The sequence below is a fragment of the Catenovulum maritimum genome, from assembly GCF_001050375.1.
Classification (GTDB): domain Bacteria; phylum Pseudomonadota; class Gammaproteobacteria; order Enterobacterales; family Alteromonadaceae; genus Catenovulum; species Catenovulum maritimum.
Map to the genome: position 1 here is coordinate 1 of NZ_KQ130516.1, position 20,977 is coordinate 20,977.

Annotated in this window: 20 protein-coding genes, 1 tRNA gene and 1 pseudogene; 1 reads left to right on the forward strand and 21 read right to left on the reverse strand. The window is 37.1% G+C overall.

Translation table 11 applies throughout. The features are described from left to right. Window positions 1-164: 164 nt before the first annotated feature. The 15 genes from nqrM to XM47_RS18290 all read right to left on the reverse strand — a co-directional run bounded on the left by nqrM (window position 165) and on the right by XM47_RS18290 (window position 14,174). The gene (nqrM, locus tag XM47_RS18220) at window positions 165-377 is read right to left on the reverse strand and encodes a (Na+)-NQR maturation NqrM (RefSeq protein ID WP_048695832.1); all 213 of its coding nucleotides are present in this window, start codon (window positions 375-377) and stop codon (window positions 165-167) included. 4 nt (window positions 378-381) lie between these two features. After that, window positions 382-1,401 carry an FAD:protein FMN transferase gene (locus XM47_RS18225; protein ID WP_053084625.1) on the reverse strand — a complete coding sequence of 340 codons (1,020 nt, stop codon included), beginning with the start codon at window positions 1,399-1,401 and terminating at the stop codon, window positions 382-384. 8 nt (window positions 1,402-1,409) lie between these two features. Then, a complete protein-coding gene (nqrF, locus tag XM47_RS18230; protein WP_048695835.1) occupies window positions 1,410-2,633 on the reverse strand; it encodes an NADH:ubiquinone reductase (Na(+)-transporting) subunit F in 1,224 nt (407 codons plus the stop codon). Window positions 2,634-2,691: 58 nt separating this feature from the next. Beyond that, window positions 2,692-3,315, reverse strand: a complete 624-nt coding sequence (gene nqrE, locus XM47_RS18235; RefSeq protein ID WP_048695837.1) for an NADH:ubiquinone reductase (Na(+)-transporting) subunit E — start codon at window positions 3,313-3,315, stop codon at window positions 2,692-2,694. A 6-nt stretch (window positions 3,316-3,321) separates the two neighbouring features. After that, on the reverse strand, window positions 3,322-3,945 hold the full coding sequence (locus tag XM47_RS18240) for an NADH:ubiquinone reductase (Na(+)-transporting) subunit D (RefSeq protein ID WP_048695842.1): 624 nt from the start codon (window positions 3,943-3,945) through the stop codon (window positions 3,322-3,324). Next, window positions 3,945-4,715 carry a Na(+)-translocating NADH-quinone reductase subunit C gene (locus tag XM47_RS18245; protein ID WP_048695845.1) on the reverse strand — a complete coding sequence of 257 codons (771 nt, stop codon included), beginning with the start codon at window positions 4,713-4,715 and terminating at the stop codon, window positions 3,945-3,947. Before XM47_RS18245 ends, XM47_RS18240 begins: the two co-directional genes overlap by 1 nt. Continuing rightward, the gene (locus tag XM47_RS18250) at window positions 4,708-5,919 is read right to left on the reverse strand and encodes an NADH:ubiquinone reductase (Na(+)-transporting) subunit B (RefSeq protein ID WP_048695848.1); all 1,212 of its coding nucleotides are present in this window, start codon (window positions 5,917-5,919) and stop codon (window positions 4,708-4,710) included. Before XM47_RS18250 ends, XM47_RS18245 begins: the two co-directional genes overlap by 8 nt. Before the next feature lie 2 nt (window positions 5,920-5,921). After that, on the reverse strand, window positions 5,922-7,256 hold the full coding sequence (locus XM47_RS18255) for a Na(+)-translocating NADH-quinone reductase subunit A (protein ID WP_048695849.1): 1,335 nt from the start codon (window positions 7,254-7,256) through the stop codon (window positions 5,922-5,924). Window positions 7,257-7,671: 415 nt separating this feature from the next. After that, window positions 7,672-8,856 (reverse strand): enoyl-ACP reductase FabV, encoded by a 1,185-nt coding sequence (gene fabV / locus XM47_RS18260; RefSeq protein ID WP_048695851.1) that lies wholly within the window; start codon window positions 8,854-8,856, stop codon window positions 7,672-7,674. 34 nt (window positions 8,857-8,890) lie between these two features. Then, window positions 8,891-9,988, reverse strand: a complete 1,098-nt coding sequence (locus XM47_RS18265) for a TRAP transporter substrate-binding protein (protein WP_048695853.1) — start codon at window positions 9,986-9,988, stop codon at window positions 8,891-8,893. A 67-nt stretch (window positions 9,989-10,055) separates the two neighbouring features. Continuing rightward, complete coding sequence (locus tag XM47_RS18270; RefSeq protein ID WP_048695854.1) at window positions 10,056-11,429, reverse strand: TRAP transporter large permease; 1,374 nt, start codon at window positions 11,427-11,429, stop codon at window positions 10,056-10,058. Then, entirely contained in the window at window positions 11,429-11,950 is a 522-nt protein-coding gene (locus XM47_RS18275; RefSeq protein WP_048695857.1) for a TRAP transporter small permease subunit, read from the reverse strand. Before XM47_RS18275 ends, XM47_RS18270 begins: the two co-directional genes overlap by 1 nt. Before the next feature lie 25 nt (window positions 11,951-11,975). Continuing rightward, complete coding sequence (locus tag XM47_RS18280) at window positions 11,976-12,293, reverse strand: BolA family protein (RefSeq protein WP_048695859.1); 318 nt, start codon at window positions 12,291-12,293, stop codon at window positions 11,976-11,978. A 15-nt stretch (window positions 12,294-12,308) separates the two neighbouring features. Next, on the reverse strand, window positions 12,309-12,917 hold the full coding sequence (locus tag XM47_RS18285) for an alpha-ketoglutarate-dependent dioxygenase AlkB family protein (protein ID WP_048695860.1): 609 nt from the start codon (window positions 12,915-12,917) through the stop codon (window positions 12,309-12,311). A 357-nt stretch (window positions 12,918-13,274) separates the two neighbouring features. Next, the gene (locus tag XM47_RS18290) at window positions 13,275-14,174 is read right to left on the reverse strand and encodes a sugar kinase (RefSeq protein ID WP_048695862.1); all 900 of its coding nucleotides are present in this window, start codon (window positions 14,172-14,174) and stop codon (window positions 13,275-13,277) included. Between the two features lie 450 nt (window positions 14,175-14,624). On the opposite strand from XM47_RS18290, the pseudogene XM47_RS19065 reads away from it, so the two are divergent. Continuing rightward, window positions 14,625-14,738 (forward strand): annotated as a pseudogene (locus XM47_RS19065) (IS481 family transposase); the annotation flags it as partial. Window positions 14,739-14,769: 31 nt separating this feature from the next. Here the strand turns inward: XM47_RS19065 and XM47_RS18295 are convergent. The 6 genes from XM47_RS18295 to XM47_RS18320 all read right to left on the reverse strand — a co-directional run bounded on the left by XM47_RS18295 (window position 14,770) and on the right by XM47_RS18320 (window position 20,849). Next, window positions 14,770-15,039, reverse strand: coding sequence for a hypothetical protein (locus XM47_RS18295; RefSeq protein WP_048695864.1), 270 nt, complete (start codon window positions 15,037-15,039; stop codon window positions 14,770-14,772). A gap of 610 nt (window positions 15,040-15,649) precedes the next feature. Beyond that, window positions 15,650-16,576, reverse strand: a complete 927-nt coding sequence (locus XM47_RS18300) for a type 2 periplasmic-binding domain-containing protein (RefSeq protein WP_048695865.1) — start codon at window positions 16,574-16,576, stop codon at window positions 15,650-15,652. Window positions 16,577-17,399: 823 nt separating this feature from the next. After that, entirely contained in the window at window positions 17,400-19,049 is a 1,650-nt protein-coding gene (groL, locus tag XM47_RS18305) for a chaperonin GroEL (protein ID WP_048695867.1), read from the reverse strand. Between the two features lie 69 nt (window positions 19,050-19,118). Then, window positions 19,119-19,409: a co-chaperone GroES gene (locus tag XM47_RS18310; RefSeq protein WP_048695868.1), complete on the reverse strand. Its 291-nt coding sequence runs from the start codon at window positions 19,407-19,409 to the stop codon at window positions 19,119-19,121. Window positions 19,410-19,774: 365 nt separating this feature from the next. Next, window positions 19,775-20,629, reverse strand: coding sequence for an HDOD domain-containing protein (locus tag XM47_RS18315; protein WP_048695870.1), 855 nt, complete (start codon window positions 20,627-20,629; stop codon window positions 19,775-19,777). A gap of 143 nt (window positions 20,630-20,772) precedes the next feature. After that, window positions 20,773-20,849: transfer RNA gene (locus XM47_RS18320), tRNA-Ile, on the reverse strand. Window positions 20,850-20,977: the final 128 nt, after the last annotated feature.

The window sequence follows — 20,977 nt, forward strand, 5'->3', positions numbered from 1 at the left end:
GTTGATTTAACTAGTTTATTTTAAAAGTAGCTAACCTTAACTCGTTCAGTAGTGAGGAGCTAGCTAAGAGATAGTTGAATAGAGAATAACGAACCTTGGATGCTGATTCTAGAAGGGTTAAAACCTTCGCAAACTATATAAGCTACGAAGGTTTATTATAAAATTTAAAGAATTTGGTTTTCTTTCCACTTTTCTTCTTTTTTCATGCGCTCTTGACGTTTTTCGCAAGGATTATCACAATCACAAGCTTTTTCGATGCCAAGTGTACCTAAACCACCACAGCTACCTGCGATTGTTTTCTGCTGAACCCAATAACCAACAGACATAGCGATTACAACGAGTAAAAAGACAGCAAATGCAATGATAAAAGTAAACATTATCTTACCTCATATAGGGTTTAAAACTTTCGGTAAACTGGACATCAAATCCATCCTTAGATTTTACCACTAAATAAACTGCAAGATTATGTTTTTTTGCAAACTCCAACCCTTTAATCGGTCCCATGACGTTAATCGCAGTTGCTAAACCATCTGCAGTTGTGCAATCTTCAGCAATAACAGAAACAGATGCTAGCTTATGATTGATAGGCTTAGCCGTTTTGGGATCAATTGTATGTGAATAACGAATACCATCTTGTTCAAAGTAATTTCGGTAATCGCCAGAAGTTGCCAATGCATTATTACCAGGCTCTATCACTTGTTGTACATCTCTTTGACCTGAGACGGGCTTTTCTATCGCGATTCGCCATGCATCATCACTTGGTTTAGCTCCGTGTAAACGCATCTCACCGCCAATCTCGACAATAAAATCACTGATACCTTTTTTCAAAAGTAGCTCAGCTAATTTATCTACGCCAAAACCTTTCGCAATTGCCGATAAATCAACATACAGATTGGGATGCATTTTAGTTGCTGTTTGACCGACTAAACTGAGTTTATCAACTCCGACATATTTTTTAGTGTCTGCGACCATTTTAGCCGTTGGGATCTTATCTGGTTTAGCATCCGGTCCAAAACCCCATAAATTAACTAAAGGACCGACAGTTACATCTAATGCACCTTGGGTCATAAATGCCAGCTCTAAAGATCTCTGCATTACATAGGCTGTGTCATGAGATAAAGCATAGGGTTTAAGAGACTTATCTTGATTAAATAAGCTTAACTCTGAATTGGCTTGGTAAGTCGACATTTTACTATTAACGTCGATCAGTGCTTCATCTATTTTTTGTTTCAATTCATTAGGTGATATATCAAGCTCAGTAAAATATTTAACACTGTAACTTGTCCCCATAGTGCGGCCGTGTAGCTCGGTTGGGATAGGAATATTTGTATTTTGCTCAGAGCAAGATACAAAAAAGGCTAGCCCTATTAAGGCTAGCCAGATTCTATAAACGCTAGGCATGTTAGGGATTAACCGCCAAAGTCGTCCAGTAGGATGTTTTCATCTTCAACACCTAAGTCTTTCAACATACCGATTACGGCAGCATTCATCATAGGTGGACCACACATGTAGAATTCACAATCTTCTGGCGCTTCATGATCTTTAAGATAGTTTTCATAAAGTACGTTATGAATAAAGCCTGTGTAACCTTCCCAGTTATCTTCTGGTTGTGGATCTGATAGCGCAACATGCCAATCAAAGTTTTCATTTTCTGCAGCAAGCATGTCGAAATCTTCAACATAGAACATCTCACGAGATGAACGAGCACCATACCAGAAAGACATTTTACGTGATGATTTTAATCGACGTAATTGGTCAAAGATATGAGAACGCATTGGCGCCATACCAGCACCACCACCAACGAATACCATTTCAGCATCAGTGTCTTTCGCGAAGAATTCACCAAATGGACCAGAAATAGTAACTTTATCACCTTCTTTTAAGCTCCAAATGTATGAAGACATTTTACCACAAGGTAATGACAAGTTATTTGGCGGTGGAGTCGCGATACGTACGTTAAGCATGATAATACCCTCTTCTTCAGGGTAGTTAGCCATTGAGTATGCACGTAAAGTATCTTCGTCAACTTTAGATTCTAACTTGAAGAAACCAAATCTTTCCCAATCAGGACGGTACTCTTCAGGGATATCAAAATCTGCATATTTAATATGGTGAGCTGGCGCTTCAATTTGAATGTAACCACCCGCACGGAAAGGTACAGATTCACCATCTGGAATCGCAAGCTTAAGCTCTTTGATGAATGTTGCTTTGTTATCATTTGAGATAACTGTACATTCCCACTGTTGAACACCGAAGATTTCTTCTTCTAATTCAATTTCTAAATCTTGCTTAACATTTACCTGACAAGATAAACGACAGCCTTCACGTGCTTCACCTTTAGTGATGTGGCCTTCTTCAGTTGGTAAAATATCGCCACCGCCTGAATGAACATGAACACGACACTGGCCACAAGTACCACCGCCACCACAAGCTGAAGGTACGAAAATACCTTTATCAGCTAACACACCTAACAATTTACCGCCTGCAGCAGTTGTAATTGATTTTGCTGGATCGCCGTTTATCGAAATAGTAACGTCGCCTGAAGATACAAGCTTAGATTTAGCAAAAATAATAATTAATACTAAAGCAAGTACTATCGCGGTAAACATCGATACGCCGAGAATAATTTCCATCGACTTTTCCTTTATTTATACTAAGGGGCTTAACTTTTGATTAAGCCCGACATTAACCTTACAGGGCGATACCACCGAAAGAAAGAAAGCCAAACGCCATCAATCCTGCAGTAATAAATGTAATACCCAAACCTTTTAAACCAGCTGGAATGTCAGAATATTTCATCTTCTCACGAAGACCCGCTAACAATACGATAGCTAACATCCAACCAACACCACTACCAACACCATAGACAACTGACTCACCTAATGTGTAGTTACGTGCAACCATGAAAGATACGCCACCGAAGATGGCACAGTTCACAGTGATTAATGGTAAAAAGATACCTAATGCGTTGTACAAAGGCGGGAAGTATTTATCTAATACCATCTCCAAAATTTGTACTAATGCAGCAATAACACCGATAAAGGTAATGAATGATAAAAAGCTTAAATCAATAGATTCTTCAGCAGTTGTTACACCCATTAAACTATCAAGTGCACCAGGTGCTAATATCGCTTGATAAATAATTTGGTTAGCAGGTACTGCAATACCAAGTACTACAACAACCGCAACACCTAAACCAATCGCTGTGCTGATTTTTTTAGATACGGCCAAAAATGTACACATACCAAGGAAGAAGCTTAGTGCCATATTCTCAATGAAAATGGTCTTAACAAATAAACTTAAATAATGTTCCATGGTGAATTAGTCCTTCTCTACTTGTTCAGGCTTAAATTGACGGATAGCCCAAATTGCTAAACCGATAATAAAGAACGAACTGAAAGGTAAAACAAGAAGTCCATTTGCTTGGTACCAACCGTCATTTTGAATTAATGGTAAAATTTCGATACCGAATAAAGTACCAAAGCCAAATAATTCACGAATAGTTGCAACAACAAGCAAGATAAACCCATAACCTAAACCATTACCAATACCGTCTAAGAAACTAAGTCCTGGTGTTTCTTTCATAGCGAAAGCTTCAGCACGACCCATAACGATACAGTTAGTAATAATCAAACCTATATATACAGAAAGCTCTTTTGATAACTGGTATGAAAAAGCTTTAAGTATTTGGTCAACCACAATTACCAAAGAAGCGATAATCGCCATTTGCACGATAATACGTACACTTGAAGGTATATGGTTACGGATAATAGATATAAATAAACTTGAAAATGCAGTTACCATAACAACAGCAATAGTCATTACAAGTGCATTTGTCATAGAACTTGTTACCGCAAGTGCAGAGCAAACACCAAGTATTTGAAGTGCAATTGGGTTGTTATCTATGATCGGACCCGTTAATACTTTTTTAGTATCAGTCGACATTAGTTAAGTCCTCCATCACGAACATTAGCAATGAATGGTCCATAACCTTCATTACCTAACCAGAAATGTAATGTACGCTCAACACCGTTACTTGTTAAAGTTGCACCAGATAAGCCGTCAACACCGTGAACGTTATCTTTCTTAGCACCACCTTTAACAATTTCAATCGCAATGTTACCTTGCTCATCGAACATTTTCTTACCTTTCCATAAAGCAATCCACTTAGGATTTTGTACTTCTGCACCTAATCCAGGGGTTTCTTTATGATCAGAGTAAATAACGTTTTTAACTGTGTTAAGGTCTGTTTCGAAACCAATAAAACCAAACATTAAGTCCCATAAACCAGAACCAACAATCGGCAGTACAACTGTGTCAATTTGACCAGCGTCATCTTTAACTAAATAGATAACAGCTGTGTCAGAACGACGGTTGATACCTGCGATATCATTTTCTGGTTTAGAGCTTTTAGTTACGTCACGCGCATTTGAACGCTCATCAAATAAATTTACATCGCCTTCGATGAATTTACCTGAATCTAACTCAATTAATTTAGCTTCTACATATTTTTTATATGTGCCAGGGATATCTTTACCAGCTTTATCTAATAAACCGGCAGCTTCTAAAATTTTAGTTTGCTTATCAAGTAATTTATTTTCTAACTGCATTGGCTTTAAACCAACAGCAGAAATAGAAACTAATGCAGCACAAACTAAACATACGGCTAATACAAAACCAACCGTTTTGCCAAATGTTTCTTTATTACTAGACATTGCGGGCAAGTCTCCGTTTTATGTTACCTTGAGCAACAAAGTAATCGAATAATGGTGCAAACAAGTTAGCGAATAAGATAGCTAACATCATGCCTTCAGGGAAAGCAGGGTTAACAACACGCACTAAAACAACCATTACACCTATCAAAGCACCAAATGCGAATTTTGCTTTATTAGTGAAAGACATAGTTACTGGGTCTGTTGCCATGAAAATCATACCAAAGGCAAAACCACCAACAACTAAATGCCAGTACCAAGGCATAGCAAACATTGCATTAGTGTCGCTACCTAAGCTGTTAAATAAGGTTGCCGTAGCGACCATACCTAAGAACACACCTAGCACAACACGCCATGACGCGATTCCTTTATAAAGGATATACGCACCACCAATAAAGATAGCTAAAGTTGATACTTCACCTACTGAACCAGGGATAAAACCGTAGAATGCATTCCACCAGTCAGCATTTAAGCTATAGTCAATTGCACCCACTTCAGCTACTGCACCTGCTGCTAAAGCAGTTGCACCAGAGAAACCATCAACAGCAACCCAAACTGAGTCACCTGAAATTTCTGCTGGATAAGCGAAGAATAAAAATGCACGACCCGCTAATGCTGGGTTTAAGAAGTTTTTACCTGTACCACCAAATACTTCTTTAGCGATAACAACACCAAATGTAATACCTAGTGCAACCTGCCATAAAGGAATTGAAGCCGGTAAAATTAAAGCGAATAAAATAGAGGTTACGAAGAAACCTTCGTTAACTTCATGCTTACGAACTGCTGCGAATAATACTTCCCAGAAGCCACCTACAATAAATGTAGTTGCATAAATTGGTAAGAAGAAACATGCACCGTAGAACATAGCTGCCAACCAACCTGAATCAGCTGTTAACGCCCCTCCTAACATTTCGAACAAACCTACCTGCCAAGTTTCAGGTAATGCGTAACCAGCGGCTAAAGCTTCTTGAGCTTGAAAACCTATGTTATACATACCAAAAAACATAGCTGGGAATACAGCTAACCATACCGTAATCATGATACGTTTTAAGTCAATACTATCACGTACGTGAGTTTTACCCTTAGTTACATAACCTGGGGTAAATAAACCAGTCGCAACCGCTTCGTATAAAGCGAACCACTTTTCGTGTTTACCGCCTTTTTCAAAATGCGGTTCAATATCTTCAATAAACTTTTTCAAGCTCATGATTAACCTTCCTTCTCAATTGTGGTTAGGCAATCACGAAGGATAACGCCGTAGTCCGTTTTACCTGGGCAAACGAATGTACATAAAGCTAAATCTTCTTCATCTAACTCTAATGCACCTAAAGACTGAGCACCTTCAGTGTCACCTGCACATAAATCACGCAACAATAATGTTGGTAATATATCTAACGGCATAACGCGCTCATAGTTTCCAATTGGAACCATAGCTCTATCACTACCATTAGTCGTCGTAGTCATATTAAATAACTTCCCAGGGAAGAAATGAGACATATAAGCACGAGTCACAGAGAATTTATTTGGACCTGGATACATGTAACCAATGAACTCTTTTTCTCGACCTTCAGCAATAACTGAAACTTGAGTAGCGTAGCGGCCTAAATAAGCATGCACACCAGCACATTTGTTACCGATTAAGACAGAACCAGAAATGATACGTTGTTCACCAGAAGCGATTTCGCCAGCAGTCAACTCATCAGTATTGGCACCAACAACTGTTTTAACCAGTCTTGGTTTGTTTACTGAAGGACCAGCTAAAGCAACAACGCGGTCTGAGAATAATTTACCAGTTGTAAACAATTTACCAAAAGCGATAACGTCTTGGTAATTAATATGCCAAACCGTTTTATTCATGCTCACTGGATCAAGGTGATGAATATGAGTACCCACTAAACCAGCTGGATGCTTACCACCAAATTCATGAACTTCTGCATTACCCGCTTGAGGAATTTTAGCGCCTGGGGCTTTACATAAAAATACTTTATCCGCTAAACGAGACAATACCACTAAGCCGTCTTTAAACGCAGCTTCTTGCTCTGCGATAACAACTTCAGGGTTTGCTGCTAATGGATTGGTATCAATTGCAGTAACGAAAATTGATGAAGGAGTAGAATCAATTGCTGCAATCTTACTGTATGGGCGAGTTCTTAATGCCGTCCAGCTACCAGATTGAACTAAATTATCTACGACTTGCTGCTTATCCAAGTTTGCTATTTTATCAGATGAACATTGAGCGAATTCAACTTCTTCGCCACCATTCACTTCAATAACAACAGACTGAAGAACACGTTTAGCACCACGGTTTATTTCAACCACAGTACCAGATGCAGGTGCAGTAAATAAAACACCAGGATTCTTTTTATCGCTAAAAAGGACCTGACCTTTTTTTACTACATCGCCAACTCTAACTTGCATAGTTGGGCGCATGCCAATGTATTCTTCACCAAGGATAGCAACTTTTGTAACGGCATTGCCGCTTGATATTGCTTGTTCTGGTGCTCCTGAGATAGGAACATCCAAGCCTTTCTTGATAGTTATCATACTCATTGCACTTAGTTTTAAGGTTTAAAATGAAAAAATAAAAGATTTTGTTATATACCAAAACCACTTCAAAACGTTTTAAGAAATTCAGTAGTTGTTTGGGTATATATTAAAATTTGCTCTCTATTTAGAATAAAAAACAAACAATCTTTATGACCCACAATATAAACCCGCGAATTCTACCATTAAACCTAGGCTTATATCCACGAATTTTGCCCTTTTGCTGCAGTTTAAGTTAATTTTTTTATTGATAAGAAAATACTTGAAAATAAACGACTAACAATCTTTTTTAAGACTTTGACTGAGTCGTAATCAGTTACAATAAAACTAAAGTCAGTTAAGTTCATAATCGAACTCATTACAGAAATAAAAAAGCCAGCAATTTAGCTGGCTTTATCGATGAATTGATCTTTATTTATAAAGTTTCTAATTCAACTAATGGACTAACATCTGCGTCGTAGTCAACATTATCGAACTCAAAACCAAATAAATGCATAAATTCACGGTTATAACTAACATAATCAGTTAATTCATCAATTGATTCAGTAGTGACTGAGTCCCAGATGATTTGAACTGCATCTTGAACTTTATCTTCAAGCTCTTTGTAGTTTTGACTTAAGCGACCCGCTTCATCAAACCTTGGGCTTTCACCATATAGGTTCTCTGAAAATAAGCCTTGAATTTGTTCAATAACGCCTTCGTAAGTACCCTGCTCTTTCATAACTTTGAATAAAGCCGAGATGTATAAAGGCATAATTGGAATAGCCGAACTTGCTTGTGTCACAACCGCATTTAAAGAAGTAACATAAGCTTGGCCTTTGATTGAGTCTGTTGAGTCAATTATCGCTTTAGCTGCACGATCTAAATCTTCTTTTGCTTTACCAATTGTTGCATGACCATAAATTGGCCAAGTTAATTTTTTACCAATGTAAGTATAAGCCGAAGTTTTAAAACCTTCAGCTAATACATCTGCTTCTTGTAAAGCTTTAATCCAAAGCTCCCAATCAGCGCCGCCCATTACATCAATAGTGCCTTGAATTTCAGCTTCATTAGCCGCTTCAACTGTCACTTCATCAATAATGCGCTTAGACGTATTTAAATTTTTAGTCGTAACTGTTTCGCCAATTGGCTTAAGCGTAGACGAATAAACTTCACCTGTATCAGGATCTGTTCTACGTGGAGACGCTAAACTGTATATAACAAGATCAACTTTACCTAGTTCTTGTTTAATCGTTTCAATCGTTTTCGCTTTAATCTCATGTGAGAAAGCGTCGCCATTAATATTTTTAGCCCATAAACCAGCACTATCAGCAGCTTTTTGAAAAGCGGCAGTGTTATACCAGCCCGCGCTTGCACAGCGTTTTTCTGTCGGCTCTTTTTCAAAGAATACGCCTAACGTTTTAGCACCGCTACCAAATGCAGCTGTAATTCTAGATGCTAAACCGTAACCAGTTGATGAACCAATTACTAAAACGTTTTTTGGCCCGTCAATTGAACCTTTACTTTTTACATATTCAATTTGACGATTAACTGCTTCTTCACAACCAACTGGATGTGCATTAGTACAGATAAAACCCCTAACTTTAGGCTTGATAACCATATTTTTATTCCTATAAATAAATTATCGACTTAGCCTAATGGCTATCTCGATTTCTGTAATAATCGAATTCACTTATGCCATGATAATCAGACGATTGAGACAAAAATGATTGATAAGATTCAAATATTTTTTTAGCTGCAGGATCATTCTCAACAAGTTCATTTACCACTTTCTCACTTGCAGCTTTTAACCCCTGAATGACATCTTCAGGGAATTTTTTAACTTTTACATTATGCTCTGAAACTAACACTTGCAGCGCTTGGTTATTCTTAGCTGTATACAAATTCAGCATATCAGCGTTAGCTGCTGTTGCCGCCACTTCGACAATTTTTTGTAAATCTTCAGGTAAAGACGCCAAAGCTTCTTTGTTAAAGATAAATTCTAATGCCGCACCTGGCTCTTGCCAACCTGTTACATAATAATATTGTGCTATTTTATAAAAACCAAAGGCTAAATCGTTATAAGGACCAACCCATTCAGTCGCATCTATAGTGCCACTTTGCAATGCGGTAAATAATTCACCACCCGGCAAAGTAACTGGAACTGCGCCTAATTCAGAGACCACTTCGCCAGCTAAGCCTGGGATCCTCATCTTTAATCCTTTCAGGTCGTCTAAAGAATTAATTTCTTTTTGGAACCAACCAGCCATTTGCACACCTGTGTTGCCACCTGGCATAGGCACTAAACCAAAAGGTTCATATAGCTCTTGCCAAAGCTCGATGCCGCCACCATTGTAGAACCAGCCATTAGTCTCTTGTGCATTCATACCAAATGGTATTGTGGTAAAAAATTGGGCAGCTGGGATTTTACCTTTCCAATAATAAGCCGCGCCATGTCCCATTTGAGCTGCACCACTTTTAACTGTATCAAAAGTCTGCATCGCAGGAACCATTTCACCCGCGCCATAAACTTTGATCTGTAATCTGCCAGCAGACATTTCCTCAACATTTTTGGCAAAGCTTTCAGGAATAGAGCCTAAGCCAGGGAAATTTTTAGGCCATGTAGTAACCATTTTCCATTTAATCGGCTTAAATTCAGCTAAACCATTGCCTTGTTCAGCTTTATCGCCACCACAAGACGCCAAAACGAACGAAAGTGAGATAATTGAAATGAATTTGTATAGTTGGCGCATTATTTTCTCTTAATTTTGTTTTTATAAATAAATTTAGCTACGACATTTAATGTCTAATTGTCTTTAGCTAGTCAGGATACACTATACTTGGTAACCAAGTCGCTAACTGAGGCCACTGAGCTAACATCAGTAAAACTAATAGTTGTATCGCAATAAACGGCATAACCCCTTGGTAAATGTCACTTGTTTTAACTTGTGCTGGGGCTACCCCTCGCAAGTAAAATAACGCAAATCCAAAAGGCGGTGTTAAAAATGACGTTTGTAAATTGATAGCGATCATAATGCCTAACCAAATTGGGTCAAGCCCCATAGCTAATAAAACTGGTGCGACAATAGGAACGACAACAAAAGTGATCTCGATAAAGTCTAAAATAAAACCCAGCAAGAATATCACTAACATGACGATTAATGTCGCGCCAAACAAGCCACCTGGCATATTTTGAAACCACTCATGAATAAGTTCTTCGCCACCTAAGCCACGGAATACTAAAGAGAAGACAGAAGCACCAATCAATATCATAAAGACCATACTGGTCACGCGTACGGTAGATTGACTAATCGTTTTAATTTGCTCAATGTTGAATGCACGTTTTGCAATAGCTAATAAAATTGCACCGAATGCACCTATACCAGCAGCTTCAGTTGGTGTTGCAATACCAGCCAAAATAGAACCCAAAACAATCGCGATGAGAGATAAAGGCGGGACTAAAGCAAACACAAGTTGTTTTGAGCTTGGCCGAGTATCTGAATCAAGCTCAAATTTTGGTAAGTACTGCGGCTTAAATATTGCCACTGATACTATATATAAAAAGTAACAGCCAACTAAAATCACACCTGGAATAATCGCGCCAACAAATAAATCCCCAACAGAAACAGTTTCAGGCGAGAAATTGCCCATATCTAATTGTGCTTTTTGAAATGAGCTAGAAATAACGTCCCCTAATAAAACTAACGCAATAGAGGGTGGAATAATTTGCCCTAAAGTTCCAACCGCACAAATAGTCCCTGTAGCCAACTTAGGAGAGTAATTCTGTTTTAACATTGCAGGAAGCGACAAAAGACCCATAGTAACGACTGTCGCGCCCACTATACCTGTACTGGCAGCTAATAGTGCACCAACAAAAATAACGGCAAAAGCTAAACCGCCTCGGAAACGGCTCATTAATTGTGAAATAGCAGTTAACAGTTCTTCGGCAACTTTTGAGCGCTCGAGTGTAATTCCCATAAAAACAAATAGAGGAACAGCCAGCAAAGTTTGATTATTCAAAATACCAAAAATACGACTCGGCAAAGCATATAAAAATGCGGTTTCAAAAACCTCTAAACTAGTACCCACTAAGGCAAATATTAATGCACTGCCACCTAACGCAATTGCGACTGGGTAACCCGTTAGTAGGACACAGCAAACGAATAAAAACATGAAAAGAGATAAATATTCCATTATTTCACCTCCTCTTTTCTGCTTTGTAGAATACCGACAAGCGCTTTAAGCATTTCACTTACACCTTGAAATAAAAACGAAAGTGCAAAAAGAGGAATAAGGCTTTTCAAAATGTAGACCAGTGGTAACCCCCCCGCATCACTAGATGACTCTAAAATATCCCAACTATCAAGCACAAAGCCCCAGCTCACAATCAAAATAAATATGTATAGAGGCATAAGCAAGAACAGGCCACCTAACAAATTGACCCAATGTTTCTTTTCAGCACTAAAATGAGAATAAAGCACATCTACTCTGACATGTTCATTATGCTTGAGCGTGTAACCGGCCCCTAATAAAAAAACAGCTGAGTGCAAATAAAGTACTGTCTCTTGCAGAGCGATAGAGCCAAGGTTAAAGCCATATCGCATGATCACAATACTGGCGGTTAACAGCACGACTAAAACAGAAAACCAAGCGACAATTCGACCCAAAGTTTCTGAAAAACCGTCAATTGCTCGGGTAATAAAATTAAGATCCATAAATAACAACTAGTCCAATGATAAGTTACTCGGCTTTACTGCCGCCCATACAGTTTGGAGACAATGGTGCTTTATTATCAGCCTGCATCCATTCAGATTCAGTGTAGGTATGAATCGCTAATGCATGTACTTGATTTTCTAATTCTTCTGCCAAGCAAGCATTAACTAAACGGTGACGTGCTAATAAACGTTTGCCTTCAAAATCAGCGCTAACAATAATGACTTTGTAGTGCGAGTCTAACGCATTGCCACCATGCATGTGGCTCTCATTTTGTACGTCCAACTCTATTGGAGAAAATTCTGCTTTTAGTTTTTCAAAAATGCTAGTGTCTGTCTGGTGCATAACAATCTCAAGTGATTAAAATAAGGATTTCATATAACGAAAAGTCAAATTAACTCTACCTGAATTAACTCGAGCCCTTTTGGGGAGCGAATGATACCAGAATTCTTGAGTGCTGCCTGCCATAATTAACAAACTACCTGAGGTTAGTTCGATTTCGAACTTTTCATTAGAAAGCCGATGTTTTAATTTAAAACATCGAGTTGCGCCAAAACTCAATGACGCGATTACCGGGGTTTTCCCTAACTCAGCCTCATCGTCTGCATGCCAGCCCATACAATCGTTTCCATCACGATATAAATTAGCCAGCACACAATTAAATTTAACTTGGCAAATCGACTCGACTAACTGTTTTAGCTGCCTTAAATTATCATCCCAAAGTTGAGCATTAAAAACCTTACCAGAATATTGATACTTAACCCCTTCATCACCATAAAAACACTGTAATCTTGGGATAGCATGTTCTTTTCCATAAACAACCAGAGATTCTTGCTGCCAGTTTAAGCCTTTATTTAAAGCATCAAACCAAAGTGTCGCGAGCTCGGGCGAAATGATATTTTCGTAATAAACAAGATCAGCATTTGGTAATGGAATTGTCTGAGGAGTGATAGAGCTAGCAGTAGACATGTAAATGCAGATTAGTATTCAGCTTGATGGACTAATCCCTATTTAATCACAAATTAAATAAAAAACGAATAATAGATAAGTGCCACAAGCACAAAAAACAAAAGCTTGCTAATCCAAGCTAGCAAGCTCAAATCTATGTAACCTTAACTCGGGATAAATAATTAGCTAACCCCATGAAACTATTGGCATTATCAAATTTTCATTTCTTGAAAGGTATTTTTTCTTAAAACAAGGTAAATTTGCTAGTAATAGCTGGCTATGACTAGCAAATTTAACGCAGTTATCAGGAAAAAGGCCCTCAAAAAAGCAAGTTATTATCCCTAGTTGAGGTTATGCAACCCGAACTAAGGTTATTGGCTAATAGAAACGAATAGCACCAGGATGCTGAACAACAGTCATAGCAACATCTGCAGCAATCTGTAGTGATGTTTGCATATCATCACCCGAAATTTTTGAAGCTAAATATGTACCAGAGAAAGAATCACCTGCGGCAGTAGAGTCAATCGCACGAGTGGCAGCTTTATATGGCACGTGGTACGCATCGTTTTTACCAACATAACCATATACACCATTCGCACCACTTTTAATAATGATTTCATTACAGTTGAATTGTGAAATGTAAGCATAAACTTCTTTATGATCTAAATGACCAAAAATCGCTTTATGATCACCTACGCCTGGGAATGCGATATCGCATATTTCATAAGCTTTAGTAATCCAACGCGCTGCTTCTTCAATGGAAGACCATAACTTTTTACGATAATTAGGATCAAAGGCAATTACTGTGCCTTGCTTTTTCATTTGCTTGATTAAATCGAGTAATTTTTCTTTGTCTACATCAGACAAAATGCCTAATGAAATACCAGTGAAATATAGATAATCAAACTTAGGTAAAAACTCTATCCCGCCTTTTTCTTCAAGCAATTTCATGATTTGAATTGCAGCTGAATCTTTACGCCAATAAGAAACATCACGAACACCCGATTCATTCGTGATTGCGTAAATACCTAGCTGCGCAGTATCAGAGGTTAAAACATAATCTGTATTTAGATCTTCAGCTTTCCACTGCGTTAACATTTCATTACTTAATGTATCTGTACCAATCGCAGATAAATAATATACAGGAATATTTGGTTGCCACCGCTTGGCATATACAGCAGTGTTGTAAGTGTCACCGCCAAATGAACGTTTGAAATTTAAAGTGTCGATGGCATTTAATTCCATCATACATTCACCAATTAGCGCTAAAGAAGTCATCTGTTATTACCCATTCTGAATTTCGAAACCGTATTATGTATTGTCGCAGATTAATTTAAAAACCACACATCATAAATTTACATTATGTCGACTATAAGATATTAATTATAAGTGATGTACATAGATTAAATCAAAGCTAAACCTAGCTTTGCGCAAAGTATCAAATATTTATAGCAGAATAATAGAACTTTGTATGTGATATAGCGATAAGCTCGATATTCTAAAGGGTAAGGCGCAAGACAGAGTATTGCTATTAGCCTTTAATAATCTCAGGCTCCTGAATTATCGAAATGTGCCCTTTCACAGCATTTTAAAATAGGAAAGTTGAGTATAAAACTCAAATAAGAAGGTAAGAACTATTCAGCTGAATTAGACTAGACTTGATCTGACACTTCTTCATACAAAGTTGAGAGTTACCCGTTTTGATATAGGTGTTGAATCTTTAATCTCATGCTTCATACTAACAAGCCAATCATTAAACAAAAAGCAGGTTTATTCAATTTAGCCGAAGTATTTGGTAATGTATCCAGAGCTTGTAAAGTTATGGGCGTTTCACGAGATAGTATCAGAACGATAAAACAGAGCACAGAAGCAATTAAGTATCTATTCTATTAAATCGAACCAAATACGGTTCTATGCTCTTTAGCTGATCTGGTTCGATATATATCTTAACCCTTTCTCCACTATCAAGTTTTATATTTAGGTATTTCCAAGGAAATGATTTTTTTATAGCAATTTCTTCTATATTACTAAGAACTTTATGATAAGAAAGCATAGTTACATGAATCATAACTTGATCTCCATGGATGCCAATTTTTGCAAAAGAGCCTGACCAATAACACACCTTTCCTTTACTATTGTACATAAAACATCCAGGAGATCTAAACGTATATTCAAACCTTACATTCGACCTATTTTTGGTTATTAGTAAACATAAAAAACCAATAAATAAGCTATCGATGATTAGAATAACGACTATCAGAAAAACTAGCATGAGTAAAACTCATTAACTAAAACCAAGAGCTAACATAGTGGCGATAAGTAAACCAACAACAGCACCAATTAATGTAAACTCAAGCAATACATTTTCGTGATGGTTATTGCTTATCGAACCAAGCAATAGCCCAACGAAACCGCAAAACCCTATCCAAATTAAATATCTCAAAAGCTGTTTACTTACCATGAATAAGGCTACCACTATTCCACCAAGGGTCTAAAATTACTATTGGATCAATGGGGTTATCAGAGATGCTTTTTGTAACCCAATAACGAAAATAAGACAGATATACTCTAATAGTCCAATCAACAGTACCTTAGCTAAAAATCTGATTATTAACTAGCCCTCAAATTAAACAATTTTCAATCCAACAAGGCTAAAAACTAAGCTTATAAATTTTTACAGATTAGCCAATTTAAAAATAAGAAAGTCTCCAAAAGAAAAAAACTCAGGCAAAACCTAACGGAGAAGCAGGGATTCAAGGACGGGTAATCAAACGTAACAACTCTTCTGTTTGTTTTTTATAATCAAGGAGTTCATCGGCTGTTGATAGATTTGGGTTCTGAAGATAAATTATCTTTCTAGCATCAAGGTTTGCATACTTAGCAGCAAGTTGTATCATTTCAGAAGCTTTTAATACCGCATCATAACTACCATCTTCAATTGCTATTTTCATACCTTTTTCGATTATTTGATGCAATTGGGTATTTTGCTTATTAACATAAAACAGCAACGCCATTGGATAAGCCAAAATTAATTTTTCTTCTGCCACTAAGTTAAGCTCTGGTCTTGTTTCTAACATTATCCAAGGTTCATAAATTGCAAGTGGAAAATAGTCAAAACGTCCTAATGCCAACATGTGCCAAAGACTTCTTCCATTAGTTGATGTTACAACCGGTAGACCCGCCTGCTGTAGTATTTTAGTATCCCCCCAGAAAATCCCTTGTCCTGCCGTTAATCCCTGTAAATCAGCCAAGGTTTCTATTTTATCAAATAAGTGTTGTTCGCCCTGCTTTATCACAAAAATTCGATAACCTAATATCCCTTTGAAAATGGGAACATTAATAGGTATTAATAACTCATCAGCAAATGAATCAGCACTCGACCATTGAAGATCAATTAAACCTTTTTCAATGAATTTTGATGCTCTGGCTTCACTTATCTCAATACCGACTTGTTGATAACAAACATTTTTTGTGACTTTATCAATAGATAAAGTCAGTAGCTTAAAAATTAATTTATCTTTTGGGGATTGTAAAAGAGGATGTTTAATGGTTATTTCACACGAGCTACTTTCGGCCGCTAAAGAGGTTGATAGCAGAGTAATAAAAAATAGAATGACAACCAAGTAGCAGCATTTATACATTAGCGCAACCCATAATGAAAACAGCTTTTCGGATAACATTGCATATTACTAGTTTACCACATCAATAACCTGATAACGTTTAAATCGGCAATGAGTTCGATAGTTAAATAAAGAAGATAATTTAATCGTATCAAATTAAACAAATAGATTTATTTTTTGACCTATACAATTACATTATAGTGACATATACAAGACTGGCACGTCTAAATACTTACGAAAATTGCGTAGCAGACTCAGTTAAAGCTTGACGAAGTATTCTTATAATTGCTCGTTTTTTATTAATAAGAAATTATTCCTTAATAACTAGTGCTTACCTGAAATGCTTAATCAAGTAAAATAAATGAGAGTAACGACTGTGTTTGAAATGCTGTGACTTAAAAAGGAGCACACAAACCCACGTTTTATGTTGGTATTCCACCAATAGAAAACTACGCCGCCGTAAAGTGAAAATGCGAAAAAACCTACCCGAAAGAGTAGTTTTAAGGTACCCAGTAAACAATTAAATTGGGCTTATTTCAACTATCCTGACACAGGAAACGTTACATTTTGCTGAATGAGTTTCATTAGCGCAGCCATTAACCAAAACTATCATTAAAAGTACACAACTTCTTCGTGTTACCTATAGGGCAGGCACAACATAATACATTAATTAACAATATCTTAGTAAAGAGCTGATTATTTACTGGCCCCCAAATTAAACCATACTCAATAAATTAAGGATAAAAACTAAGCTTATAAATTTTTATAGATTAGCCAATTAAAAAATCCAAAAACCTTAAAAAGCAAAAACCCCGCAGGTAAGACCTAGCGGGGTTTGTAAACCTTTCTGAGCTTGTAAGAGACAGTCAGATGATGTTTTTTATTACATCATGCCGCCCATTCCACCCATACCGCCCATGCCGCCCATATCTGGAGCTGCAGATGCAGATTCTTGTGGAATGTCTGTAATCATACATTCAGTCGTAATCATTAAGCCTGCAACTGATGCAGCAAATTGTAATGCACTACGTGTCACTTTAGTTGGGTCTAAGATACCCATTTCTAACATGTCGCCGTATGTGTCGTTACCAGCGTTGTAACCATAGTTAGCTTCGCCCGCTTTAACATTATTGGCAACAACCGATGCTTCTTCACCCGCATTAGTAACAATTTGACGTAATGGCGCTTCCATCGCACGAAGGGCAATTTTTGCACCTTGAGCTTGATCTTCGTTTTCAGTAACAATTGAGCCAGCGATTTTAGCTGCAACACGAACAAGTGCAACACCACCACCAGGCACTACACCTTCTTCAACTGCTGCTCGAGTTGCGTGTAATGCATCTTCTACGCGATGTTTTTTCTCTTTCATTTCAACTTCAGTTGCAGCACCAACTTTAATTACGGCAACACCGCCAGCTAATTTAGCTAAACGCTCTTGTAGTTTTTCTTTATCGTAATCTGAAGAAGTTTCTTCAATTTGACCACGGATTTGCGCAACACGGCCTTTAATTAACTCTTCATCACCCACACCATCAATGATAGTTGTGTTGTCTTTGTTGATAACTACACGTTTTGCTTGGCCTAAATCTTCTAAAGTTGTTTTTTCGATTTCTAAACCGATTTCTTCAGAGATTACAGTACCGTTAGTTAATACAGCGATATCTTGAAGCATAGCTTTACGACGATCACCAAAGCCAGGTGCTTTAACACCAGCAACTTTAACGATACCGCGCATGTTATTAACAACTAAAGTTGCTAATGCTTCGCCTTCGATATCTTCAGCAATAATTAGTAGAGGCTTGCTTGATTTAGCAACAGCTTCTAATACAGGTAATAATTCACGTATGTTAGAAACTTTCTTATCTGCTAATAAGATGAAAGGGTTTTCTAATTCAACCGTACCGTTTTCAGCATTGTTGATGAAGTATGGAGATAAGTAACCACGGTCAAATTGCATACCTTCAACTACGTCAAGTTCGTTTTCTAATGCTTGACCTTCTTCAACTGTGATAACGCCTTCTTGACCAACTTTGTCCATTGCTTTTGCAATGATGTCACCAATTTCTACGTCTGAGTTAGCTGAGATAGTACCAACTTGTGCAATCGCATTGTTGTCTGCACATGGCTGTGATAATGCTTTTAATTCTGCAACTGCAGCAATAACTGCTTTATCAATACCACGTTTTAAGTCCATAGGATTCATGCCAGCTGCAACAGATTTTAAACCGTCAGTTACGATTGCTTGCGCCAAAACAGTCGCTGTAGTTGTACCGTCACCAGCTTCGTCATTTGCTTTAGACGCAACTTCTTTAACCATTTGCGCGCCCATGTTTTCGAATTTATCTTCTAATTCGATTTCTTTTGCAACAGAAACACCGTCTTTAGTGATAGTTGGTGAGCCAAATGACTTATCTAAAACTACATTACGGCCTTTTGGACCTAGAGTAACTTTTACTGCGTTTGCTAATACATTTACGCCCGCTAACATTTTTACGCGTGCGTCTTCACCGAATTTTACGTCTTTAGCCATGATTCTTTTTCCTAAATTCTTAAATTTTAAATTCTAGAGTTTTATGAATTAATGATAAAAAGTGAAAGCCGATTAGCCTTCAACAACACCTAAGATGTTATCTTCTTTCATGATTAAAACTTCTTCACCTTCGATTTTTTCAACTTTTTCGATGTAGTTACCGAACAATACTGTTTCGCCTACTTTTACTTCAACAGCTTTAACTTCGCCATTATCTAAAGTACGACCGTTACCAACAGCAACTACAGTACCTTTTGAAGATTTTTCAGCAGCACTACCTGTTAATACGATACCGCCAGCTGACTTTGTTTCTTCTTCTAAGCGCTTTACGATTACGCGATCATTTAAAGGACGAATATTCATCTTTTTCAATCTCCTGAAAAAATAGAGTTTTTTGATAAACACTAAATGCTTATTTAGCATTCAGTAAAATTTAAGTTGAAGCATAGATGGGGCTGATAAAATCAGTTCACAAGGGGAAAGTTAAAAAAAAAATGATTTTTTTTATTTTATTAACTAGAACTAGTCATTAGAAGTTATCCAAAGCAATAAAAATAGGAATTGAGCTTTCTATTTTACGCCATAATTATATTTTTTATAAAGTAGCAATAGGATATGGTACAAAGCTTTAATTGAATTAGTTCTGTCGACTTTTAATAATTGAGGCACAATAATACATGCCTCAACTTGATTAAAGATAATAGGTGGTGTGTTAAAGATGTAAGGTATTACACTACCTCAGCCATCCCCATTTCATCAATATCATCCTTTAAATCTTGGTACTCGTCATTATCCATCTCAAGTGTTTCAAGAACACTATTTTTAACATGTGGCCAATCAGGTGTTGCAATAAAACGTTTATTGGTATTAATAATGTTGTCAGCCAATTTTAAAGCCGCGTAGCTAATCCTAGATTCTTCATCAGTACAATGATCAAGGAAATCAAGTTCATGATGTCTTAATACTAATTCGCAAATAGGCTTAGGAAGATGCCAACTCGTTGCAAGGAAATAACCAATCACAGCATGGTTCGTTTTGTACCTTGCTTCTTCAATTTGGATTTGACCAACTTCATAGTTCTTGTTCGCTTCCACTAAAACTCTTTTATAGTCAGAATAATTAGCAGCCATGGCAGGGATACCACAATCATGAAATAAACCAGCAGTATAAATAGTTTCTACAGATACCCTATGCTTAAATTTTTGCGCAACAAATGCAGATATATTTGCAATTTCAGTTGCAGAATCCCAGAAGCGTTCAAGTGAAATACACGAATTTTCTTGCTTAAATGATTGCTTTAATTGAACCGCTGTAACTAAACTCTGAATCCCATTCAACCCTAAAAACATAACAGCTTGTTTTATATCAGATACTGTTCTAGCTAAGCCATAAAATGGAGAGTTAATTGTTTTTAGTATGGCTGCAGAAGTAGCAACATCTTTAGAAATTAAAGCAGCAATATCAACAAGCTCTGGTTCAGCTTGTCTCATCAACTCCTGAAGGCTAGTTAATATTTCTGGCTTGGCGGGTATCAGAAAACCTGAAGTTATATTGTCTAAAACTTTACTGTTAACATCTATCATAATGAACTCCAATTTTTCTACTCATTAGAATTTAACATATAAAGATTAAACTTTTAAGATCAAAAAGGAATATTGAGAGCAAGTCAGTTGCTTCGGTAAGATATAATATAAGATAAGTAATTGAAAGTTGATGTAGGATTAAATGGTGGCCCCTCCGTGACTTGAACACGGGACCTACCGATTATGAGTCGGGTGCTCTAACCAACTGAGCTAAGGGGCCATCTTTACAACTTGAAGTTGTTTGATGGCGCGCATTATAAGATAGCGTTTTATACTTGTCACTATTTTTTTAAACATTTGTTTTCAAACGTTTAATTTTTAATCAAACTAAGTTTTCAAGCTAGAACG